The 10,421-nt window shown below is 37.6% G+C and carries 10 protein-coding genes; 3 read left to right on the top strand and 7 right to left on the bottom strand.

The annotated features are described in order from the left end of the window. Positions 1–88 precede the first annotated feature (88 nt). From CL42_RS10705 to CL42_RS10715, 3 genes are read left to right on the top strand one after another with little or no spacing between them, the layout of a single operon-like run. The gene (locus CL42_RS10705; RefSeq protein WP_005060897.1) at positions 89–472 is read left to right on the top strand and encodes a hypothetical protein; all 384 of its coding nucleotides are present in this window, start codon (positions 89–91) and stop codon (positions 470–472) included. 10 nt (positions 473–482) lie between these two features. Beyond that, positions 483–1,022, top strand: coding sequence for a nuclear transport factor 2 family protein (locus tag CL42_RS10710; RefSeq protein WP_007479719.1), 540 nt, complete (start codon positions 483–485; stop codon positions 1,020–1,022). A gap of 16 nt (positions 1,023–1,038) precedes the next feature. Further along, a complete protein-coding gene (locus CL42_RS10715; RefSeq protein ID WP_000094607.1) occupies positions 1,039–2,112 on the top strand; it encodes a cation diffusion facilitator family transporter in 1,074 nt (357 codons plus the stop codon). A 185-nt stretch (positions 2,113–2,297) separates the two neighbouring features. On the opposite strand, the gene CL42_RS10720 is transcribed toward CL42_RS10715, so the two are convergent. The 7 genes from CL42_RS10720 to CL42_RS10750 all read right to left on the bottom strand — a co-directional run bounded on the left by CL42_RS10720 (position 2,298) and on the right by CL42_RS10750 (position 10,370). Next, on the bottom strand, positions 2,298–4,160 hold the full coding sequence (locus CL42_RS10720) for a hypothetical protein (RefSeq protein ID WP_004777775.1): 1,863 nt from the start codon (positions 4,158–4,160) through the stop codon (positions 2,298–2,300). Between the two features lie 44 nt (positions 4,161–4,204). Beyond that, the gene (locus CL42_RS10725; RefSeq protein WP_001276481.1) at positions 4,205–5,593 is read right to left on the bottom strand and encodes a dsDNA nuclease domain-containing protein; all 1,389 of its coding nucleotides are present in this window, start codon (positions 5,591–5,593) and stop codon (positions 4,205–4,207) included. A gap of 2 nt (positions 5,594–5,595) precedes the next feature. Beyond that, complete coding sequence (locus tag CL42_RS10730; protein WP_000913090.1) at positions 5,596–6,057, bottom strand: Mov34/MPN/PAD-1 family protein; 462 nt, start codon at positions 6,055–6,057, stop codon at positions 5,596–5,598. Between the two features lie 5 nt (positions 6,058–6,062). Further along, complete coding sequence (locus CL42_RS10735; protein ID WP_000421732.1) at positions 6,063–7,775, bottom strand: ThiF family adenylyltransferase; 1,713 nt, start codon at positions 7,773–7,775, stop codon at positions 6,063–6,065. Beyond that, a complete protein-coding gene (locus CL42_RS10740) occupies positions 7,775–8,788 on the bottom strand; it encodes an SMODS domain-containing nucleotidyltransferase (RefSeq protein WP_000211630.1) in 1,014 nt (337 codons plus the stop codon). Before CL42_RS10740 ends, CL42_RS10735 begins: the two co-directional genes overlap by 1 nt. A 114-nt stretch (positions 8,789–8,902) precedes the next feature. Beyond that, the gene (locus CL42_RS17680; RefSeq protein ID WP_001141891.1) at positions 8,903–9,082 is read right to left on the bottom strand and encodes a hypothetical protein; all 180 of its coding nucleotides are present in this window, start codon (positions 9,080–9,082) and stop codon (positions 8,903–8,905) included. A 205-nt stretch (positions 9,083–9,287) separates the two neighbouring features. Next, on the bottom strand, positions 9,288–10,370 hold the full coding sequence (locus tag CL42_RS10750) for a helix-turn-helix domain-containing protein (protein WP_000148671.1): 1,083 nt from the start codon (positions 10,368–10,370) through the stop codon (positions 9,288–9,290). Positions 10,371–10,421 lie beyond the last annotated feature (51 nt).

The raw sequence follows: 10,421 nt of genomic DNA on the forward strand, positions 1-10,421 counted from the left end.
TCTTTGAAATAGCACATCGATGGAGTTCATCTTTTGATGGAAAGAGATGAATTCCTGAAAAGATGAAACAGAATATGAGGTCATGTAAATGAAATTTATTATCCATGATATAGAAAACTTCCCATTTGTTGAGTTTAAGCAAGATCAGGCAGTTCCAGGCTATTCACCTCAATGGCAGTTGGAAATGCAGGAGTTCCTGGAAATGAGTAGTCCGTTTGTGATTGTTTATGATCAATTATCAATGCAAGAAACACCTGAAGACTTTAAACAACGTGGTCTTTGGCTTAAAAACCATAAAGATGAACTTAATCAGTTGTGTAAGGCAATTATCTGCATTGAACCTGATCAGGAAAAAAGAGTTGCCATCAGAAAGATGACGGAAATGGCTGTAAAGGCATTTGGCATACCTTATGAAATCGTCGATACCAGGGAAGATGCCGAACGGATCGCTGATGAACTTACTCAAGTCTAAGGTGAATGTGATGAACATTATTTATATCAATCAATTGAAGCAAGATTTTGATGGTCAAGAGGAAAAATCAAAGCCTTTTTTCATGACATTCTTACTCATTCTTATGACGTTAGGATTAGCTTCAATTTCGCATGCAAAAGCACCGATCAATACAGCTTTGGAAACCGTGGAGAGCTATCTTAATATCTGGAATGGTACGCAGCCAGATGACCTGACTAAAGTTCTTGACCCGAATGTTGAGTATTTCAATACAAGTAATGAAGAAACCCGTAAAGGTACAGCATCTGTAATTGAGGTACCCAAGTTTTTATTAACAGTCATTCCTGATCGGAAGATGACGCTTACATCCCCGCCACTCATTGTTGGTGATAAGGTTGCTGTCGAATGGCAGCTTCAGGGAACCCTCAATAAAAAAGACCAGTCTGGTAAAAAAGACGCAAAAGTAATCACTTTTAAAGGTGCTTCATTTTTTGAGGTTAAAAATAATAAGATTACATACATCGGTGATTACTACAACAATCATCCATTGCGTAGTCAGTTAGAGCCATAATCAGGAATGCTATAAAATGTCTTCGCACAACCATACACAAGATCACAAGCATAAACACTCTGAACATGATCATTCTGGGCATAAGCATAGTCATGGTAACGGCCATAAACACAACCATGATCACTCAGGACACCATCACGGTCATGGTGGTCATCATCATGATCACGACCACAGCCATATCCCGAGTAATAAAAAAATTCTGACCATAAGTTTTTTACTGATTACCATTTTTATGGCAGTGGAATTTATAGGTGGTTTTATTACCAATAGTTTGGCCTTGATTTCGGATGCTGGCCACATGCTGAGTGACTCTGTTGCACTTGGTATTGCACTTGCAGCAGTCTTTATCGGTCAAAAACAGATTACCAAAAATAAAACATACGGCTATCAACGCTTTGAAATACTGGCTGCTGCATTGAATGGTATTACACTGGTTGGTATCGCACTGTACATCTTTATTGAGGCAATTCTACGGTTCCAGCAGCCACAACATATTGAAGTACAAGGGATGTTGATCGTTGCCAGTATTGGATTGCTGATTAATATCATTGTTGCAGTAATGATTTTTAAAGGTAGTGATACCGAACACGACTTGAATATGCGAGGTGCTTACCTGCATGTACTCAGTGATTTGTTAGGTTCTATTGGCGCAATTGCTGCTGCGCTATGTATCTACTTCTTTGGATGGGCCTGGGCAGATACTTTAGCCAGTGTTCTAGTTGCAATACTTGTTCTTCGCAGTGGATATTCAGTTGTAGTAAAGGCTTCGCATGTTTTAATGCAGGGTACACCAGAAAAATTTGACTTGGCAGAAATCAAAGAAACCATTCTTCAAGACCAGCGAATTCAAGGTGTACATGATTTACATATATGGAGTCTGACAAGTAAACGTTATATTTTATCCTGCCATATTGTTGTAAGTGAAGAAATGAGTATGCAGGAAGTGCAGATACTCTTACATGATCTGGAGAATGTCATACAAAATCTAGGTATTGAGCATGTCACTATTCAGGCTGAAACATCACTCAACAATCACGATGATATTCATCATTGCATTATTGAAAATATACCAAAGGATTCAGAACACTGAGTTTAAAAAGGTTAAATATTCCTAATATAGGTGCTTATCTAGTCACAAGTGGTACCCAAGTTTAATGGCACTTAAAAGTGCCATTAAACTATATATAATTCAATTTGATATGTAATAAAATTACCCATAGGAAAGAATTATGGAATAGGCTAAAAGAAGATGGTCACAATTGTAAGATTCGAAAATTATTTTTCCTCCTTTTCCTCCTTTTCCTCCTTTAACTTGATATTCGTAATTCCAATTTTTCTTAGAGCATTCAATAACGTTGATTCACCCTCTGACAAGCCAGCAGATTTTGAATGTCTAAAAACAAATAATTGAGTAACCAAATTGGAGCCTAGGAGAGTTGTCGTATAAGAGCCCTCTGACAAAGGCAGGCTCTCCATGAGCCCAGAAATATACTGCTCAAATTGTTCTACGGTTCTTGACCTAAATATTAGACCAGCATGCCCACGCTCCTTGAGAACACTTTCCCCATCTACAGTTGAAACGTAAGTCGCTGGTTGTATATCGAAAAGATAAACTGGAGGGCAATTTACAAGAGATAATCGGATGACCAATGCTCCACGAAGTGCTGTTTTATTTGAGTTTGCATAACACCAATTTTTATAAGTTTGTTTTTCTCCATCTGTAATATCTTTATTATTTAATGTTTCTGAATTAACGAAAAAAGCCATGAGAGTGGGTTTATCGCTGTAATCAAACTCTTCCTCAAAAGTATAATAGTGGACTGCATTGACAATACTGGGATTTAACGAGCGTGCCTTTAAACATGCATTCCATAGGCCCATGATTCTTCCATGATATGGAGCTTCAAACTCTGTATCTCCATTAGTGGTCGGGTTAATTTGGACATTTAGAACTTCCTTAGAGCTATCAGGTTCTCCTGTACCAACTGTATTGGTTTCTTTAGTATTTTTCTTTCTCTGTGGTTGGGTGATGGTTCTTTCATACTTTGTTTTACTTTTTTCCCCGATAGGGCCTGAACCTAACCATGTAAATTCATGACCTAAAATAACCGATTGTAATAATGGTTTGCGCCCTCCTTGATCTTCAGATACGTTAATCTGACCAGGACCTAGTTGCAACTGAGGAGGATTAGGTGAGTTGACATCTACAGGTTTCTTAATGCGGTGAATTACCTTTGGAACACGTCTGATAAGTGTTTGATCAGGTAGTTCTATTCCAAGAATTGTCAAGGCTAAAAAAGCATTGGTGTCAGGAATACAAAAACCTGAAACCCTAATTTTTCTCGTTTCCTTATGCCACGGCATTACTTTAGGGTATATATGGTTTCTTTGGATAAAATCATCATGTTTTGCAATACTGCTAAATAAGATTCTTACGGCATCTTGGGTATATTCGCTATATTTATAGTAGGCAATAAATACATGATCATCTGATGTGAGACTATCACCTATAAGGATAGTCCATGTATTTTCTTCTTCTGGATGAGGGGTGTAGAGCCTTTCATGTCTTTCGACCTCATCATATGTTGTTAGAATTCTAGGAAGTTCTGTAGAGAGGCCATATCCTCTCACCAGAAACTCAAAACAAGGTACGAGAAGCTCCTTATATTCCTGATCCTTTAAAGAGAAAGAAATACAATTTTCACGTTGGCTTGGGTTAATATAAAACTTATTCCTGTCTGAGAAGAAATGATCTATTTTTCCTGTCTTTTCATCTCGCTTATATGCTTGAACAAAGGTATGTTTAAAATTTGTATGATCAATATCAAATTCCCGTATTTCCAAAGGAAGATAGTCAACTAATCGTTCATGGTGCCAAACTGTTCCAATAGGCCAAGACATCAAATCTGTTATATTTGCATCAATAAAAATAAAATTATCTGTGGGTGTGTAATCTTCCAGAAGTTCCCTAAAAGCCACATGAACTTTAGGTTGAGCATTTCTACGATCAGCTTTTGCTAACGCCCCATACCACCAAACCATTAAGAACTTTTCAGCATTGGATTCAAGGACTTTGAATGCGGGTGATTTTTTATCTGAAGAGTTATCAGTATTTTCTTCATTAGAATGATTGTTCATGATCAACCTCTCTATTGGTAATATTATCGAATAATCAATTCTTCTTATAAGTTCAGTTCGGCTGTAGGGATATATTGCCCATCTACCCAATCGTAAAGCTGGATATCGCAAATACCATTCAAGCGATGTCCCAAGACCATTGCAAAAACTGAGGGTGCTTTAATAAAGAGGTGTAATTTAGATAACTTATTTTCGGATTTAAATGAAACTAAAGCAGATTTTGCCTCTCTCACAGCAAGATTTAGAGTCTCCATATTATCAATGGCATGAGAGCTTTCTAAATTCAATCTAGGCAAGCTCTTTACTTCATTAATCGTAGAGTCAATGTCTTTACCTATAGCTGTAGGAAATCCGATAGCGACTATGGCTTCAGTTTCACCCTGTGGTTCAACAGCTTCGATTTTAGTAAAAAATTGTCCCTCTTTCTGTTTATGGTCATCAGTGCGATAAATGAGGCCATTATGTTCTATTTCGAGTAGGAAATTACGTGTGGCACTAAAAACATAGCCAAGCATACATGCAGTGGACATTCTTTGTTTGCCATCTATAAGGAGGGTTCTACGGTCACCACTGTTATGAATGAAATCCCCAATCGATACTGCTTTTTTGATTAGGCTGTTCCAGTCGCTGGAGGTTTTTTGAGCACGATCAGGACCATTGAAATCACTAATATCTAAGTTTAAGTCTTGATACTGACTGGATGATGCTGAAAGATTAATTTTAATAGGATCTAATAGCCACTGGCTTCTATCTTCTTCAAGAGCATGGCAAATAAAATTTTCAAAGTCTTTGCGATATATTGGACCAAAAGAAGAACGAGAAATCAGGTTTTTAAACTGATCTTTTAGTTGTTTGACCTGACTCCTGAGCAGTTCAATATTTATTGTGTCTTGAATTTCACTTAGAAATATAGACTCACTATTCTCAGAATTAAAAGTTATGAAACCAACATAATCAAGAGCAAATTCAGCTAAAGAGAAATCAATTTTTTTACCAACACACCAATCAAGGTATTCCGAGCGCCCATTCACTGAAACTGAAGAGTCGTCATCATAAGAAGATCCAACCCCTCTTAATCGGTCTATTTTTGAAATTAATGGTGAGATAGCGGTGTTATAACTTGGGCATACTAAATTAAACCAAATAAAGTTTTTTGGGTGGGTATCAAAAAGACTTTTAAAACGCCTTATTTCATCCCAAAATTCCGTAGCCGTTAAGGAGTGATTTTTTGCTTCATACATTACATGTAATGACTTTTCCGAAGAAAAATAACAAACTTCTATATCACTTAATGCTTCACTCACTATATGGCTAAATGCACTTTGTGAAAGCCATAGCGGTAAGCTCCTTAATACAAATGCATCCTGATATTCAAATCCTACTCGTGCAATCGCACCACCAGTTGATTGTTTTTCTAACAGACTCGCACTCATTATTATCTCTCTAAATCTAGGGTGGATCGGTAACAGGAACCATCTGGTAGGTAGGTGTGAGCACTGCCATCAAGATGATTGTTTTTTAAATGAAAAATCAGTAAGACTACAAAATTTGCACCCACTTTTGGATCGGACACCAATTCCCTCATGGTGTGATGGTCTTTACTGCTGGGTTGTACACTGAAGAGAGGATGGCTATGCCATTCACCTAAATAGTTAAATTTTTGATAATTATTGTTTGTTGATTTATGAAAAAGACGGATTGCTTTAATAGCATCCGTAATTCCACGTACAAAGGATGCTATCGTTCCACTCTTTTGAATAGTTAATGAGTTAACTCTAAAATGGTTTGTACCAATATGCTCACCCATTAAAACACCGCCACATTCGTGGGTTCCAGACTTCAATAGGGCTTTTACCAGTAAAACTTGTATGTCAGTAGGAATGGATATTTTCAGCATCAGTATTAACCTTTCATCGGTTCAGGCTCTTCAATAGAATTGCCATTTTCCCTTTCAAATATTTCTTTATCCGTAGGAGATTCTGCTACTAAAGCACCCGAACAGTCGATAGGACGAGTATCAAAAGGACATTGAAACATCCAATATCTACGGAACCCTATTAAATATGCTGAATATGGATAAGAGGATTGCTCATCAATTGTACATAAAGTATCTAATGTGAACTGCGTCATAGATGCTGCAAGAGCTGTTACATCTGCATCTGATGCTATATATGTTTGGTTTTGTGTTTGAAAGCCGTAATTATTAACTTTGCCCTCTGGAATTGGTTCCAACGTTTGTAAGACACCATAAATATGATTGCGAAGTTCTAAGGGGGAGGCATCTAACGTTGGACGACTACGGGCCATCATTGCTCCACCACCGCCACCAAAAATTTCACCCCATACCATGGGAATGTGTTTTCTTTTAGCAATTGCAGCTAATGTTAAGAACGTATGGGTATTTGCTGTCGCATCAACAATCAGATTACATGTGGCAATGGCATTAGCGATATTGGAATTTAAATGAGGATTTTCCTGTCCACCAATTTGCATTTCATACGTTTCAACTTGTATGTCTAATGCTGTTCGTTTTAATGCTCTTTCAACAGCATAGGTTTTAGCAAAGCCAACATCTAACCAGTTGAGTTCATTACGGACAAGATTGTGGGGGAGCAGAATATCATCATCAATAAGTAGAAAGTTTTTACAACCCGACCGTGCCAGTGAAATTGCAATTTTACTTCCTAACGATCCAAGACCTACTATTGCTACCCTTATATCATTGAGATGGCTAAATTGTGCTGGCAATCTTTGGCTCTGATCATCATGTAGATTAATAGCAGGATAACTTACGAAAAGTGGTGCTGTATTATTAACCAAGAATAGTTCCAAGTTACCCTTTATGTCATATAACAATATAGGCTGTATGGAACTTGTGAATTCCTCCTGAGCAGGCCATAAATTGCCTAAAAAGGATTCTAATGAAACTCGGTCATTTACGGATTCCTTTAATTGAGGAACAGAATCAATTCGTATTGCCCATCCAGACAATTCAAATCTTTCATTAGAAAATGATGGTACGATGTCAGGTAGAGGTTTGTTCTGAATATTTGTTGGAACAATAACGGTTTTGTCTCGAAAGCTTGAGATGGCAATCTTAAAGTCCATTTTCTCGGAATCACTACCCAAGAGTATGTGACGTAACATAGGTGTTTCAATGAACCTTTCTGAAACACTTCTTAATTTTTGACCTATTGTTTCAGAATGCCTAGATGGTACAGGTTCTACATTCATCTCCAATACAGTCATTGCATCTGTTAATAAAAGAAGCTGGGCACTTCTAACTAGATCCACTCCACTGATATTGGTATTCCAATTATCTGGGCCATATTCTAGACACAGCACTCCTGAACCACCATACTGGTGCAAGATACTCCATCTTTCACCAGATTTTTGTGGGCGTATATATGCTGGTAGCTCTGGGAAAAGCTCTGGATATACTAAAACACCATTAAAATCTATAGTTCCTATCTTTAGAGAGAAGTTCAAATGCAGTTCATTTGTGTCTGTTGAGTTCCATTCCTGAATCTTAAAACTATTTTTCTCTTTCTCAAGATCAGTCAATAACTGCCGTTCTTGAGCTAGGCGTTCTAATGGTGTTTTTAGCAGTTCCATTACGCAAAGCCTCCTGGTTTATTTGGATAAACAGGGGTTGATGGAAATGTTAATCCCGCACCTAGAGCAGAACGGATTAAAGAGCTGGCCATATCAGCAGAGTTTGCACTTTTGTGTGAAGCCGAACGTGGAAAACGATTACCCAGAACCTGCCGCCATAGGGCTAATGCTTTATCATCATCTGTTTCATTTAAGGCGTTTCGTGCAATAGCAGCTTGTTCTTCTACCTTTTCAAAAAAAGTTTTGAACTCATCTGCTGTAACCGCAGAAAAAACATTATTGCCTGCAACACCAGGATCTTCTAAATGTGGAATTATGCCTAGTGACGCATAAATCCCATAAGAATCCCTGATCGTTTCTAAAAGATAAACAAACAACTTTTCATAGTTGGATTCGTAGTAATTCATATGCTTGGCAACCAGGCATTCTAAAATGAATCCTTTTGGTCTTTTTAAATCAGACAAGTTCTCACGACGCCACCATTTAAATAGCTTCACAAGAGGCTTAAATCGACCATTTGCATTTTTATTCACCTCAACAGTCCACTCGGTATGAGCTGGAGGGTTGGTAACTAGCCATTCTTCAAGATGAATGTCTGGAATCAGATAGCCGCCATATCCATCTGAAATGATAGGGACAACATCCATATCAACTTTTTTCAACTTAACATTTACTGAACGACGGTTAACGGTAAGATCGGTATATCCAATATCCTTTAATGCCGTATGTACTGCATCAAGGACAATTTGAGGGTCATCATTAATTGTGTGATTTGTAAGGGCAATAATATCTACATCTGGCCTTTGTGTGATTCCGCCTATGGTAGTCGGACGTACTGCCGTATTTCTTTTATAAGAACCTGATAAGAATGTATGCACATGTACTTTGCTGAATTCATTATGCACTTTTAAAGCATCACGAAGCGTATTATGTGCGCTTGAACAATCATTAACCGTTGTTGTAGAGGGTTCAATATCGGAAAGTAGGTCAAGAAACTGCTGTTGAGTTGTCATAATTCTCTCTGAGCCCATGTACTAAAATGGGGCATAAAATTAAGTGCGATCAGAAAAATTAAGTAACCTACTACTGTGAACTTTGTTGCATAGCAGTAGGTTATTTAACCTTGTTTACGATATTGAGTTTGAGTTATCAGGATCATCCGATTTTTTATTACGGATAGTATCCTTTTCTTCTTTCAATGGCCGAGTTCTGGGAAATTTAAAATATCCAGTTGGATGGACAATAATTTTTCCAGATTTATGGCGATAAGATTTACAAAACACGAAGTCTTGATTTTCGGTAGGCATTGTTAGCCCTCCTATTTTGGCGGCTCGTTTTTCAGGGCGCATACCAAAATAAGCGGGTAAATCTTGAGATTTACGGGCCTAAATGTTAGAATGGGGTTCTGACAGCCAGATCTAACATGAGGTATGCGTAGGGCTTAGAGCCATATGCCTTTCCTGTGTGAAAATCTATCAAGCCGACTCTACCCAATAGAGTCGGCTTTTTAATTTATGAAACCATCTCAATAGTCTCCATTGAATCTAGGTCAAAATAATATAGTTTTTTAAAGTCATCTTCATATAAGTCAAATAATTGAGATAACTCACTAATGACAGATGTTGATGTTTTTTTTGCATCTATTGCGTAGTCAAAGAGCATGGAAGCTACTCTATATGTCGGTTCTCGATCCAATTCATTTGGTTCAACTTTACGATAACCACGCATAGCCATCTGCCGCCATAAATTGGCACTTTGACTTGAAGTTATAGTTCCTAACTCTGACGCCCTATAGATTAAGGCCGCCATTGAGGTTTTCCATTCCTTTTTAAGTCTTAGATAATGAGCTAAATTGGTTGAACCTAATTGATCAATAATTTTTTCTTCTGGCATTAAGAATTCGGCAGCAAAGTCATTTGCTTCTTTTTCCATGAATTCAGATGGCTCTTCATGGAGGACCAAATGCCCAAGTTCATGTGCTAATGTGAAGCGTATTCTGTCATTTGGCTGGTTTGCATTTAGAAATACGCATGGAGACACGCCATGCATTTTTAAGGATACGCCATCAACATTGTTATCTTTAAAGTCGCATAAAAAGACTAAAACCCCTGCATCTTCCACAGTGGCAGTTAGGTTTTCAAGAGGTTCATTTCCTAGCACCCACAATGATCTAAGCTTTTTAGCCGCTTCTTGAGGGGTGTTTACATCTATGCCAATTTTAAAAGTTGGTAAGGAGTTTTTTCTTTTTGGTACATTTGTGAGCAATTCTAATGTTTGTACATGGCCCATTTTTAACATCATTTCAGCATTCATACGGCTCAATGCTTTAGCTGTGGTAGAGCTTTTTTTTCTGTATGCATGCAAACTAATCGGCAGTGCATTTAGCTTTTCAATATGTTCAAAAAATCGTATAGGGAAATGTAGGGCATTAGATAGATTTTGGATAACTTCATCGGAAGGTTTTAAGTCCCCACTTTCAATTTTAGATAATGAAGCCTGAGTAATAGACTGTCCCATTCCAGCAATTAGTTCAGTTTGACTAAGGCCACGAAAGTTTCGTGCAATACTAAGCATATCAGGATTGAAATGAGTCATATTCACCTCCAAGATCATTGACTTACAGATCAAGTTAAATGAATAATAACT

The sequence above is a fragment of the Acinetobacter sp. Ver3 genome (assembly GCF_000632455.1).
Lineage (GTDB): Bacteria > Pseudomonadota > Gammaproteobacteria > Pseudomonadales > Moraxellaceae > Acinetobacter.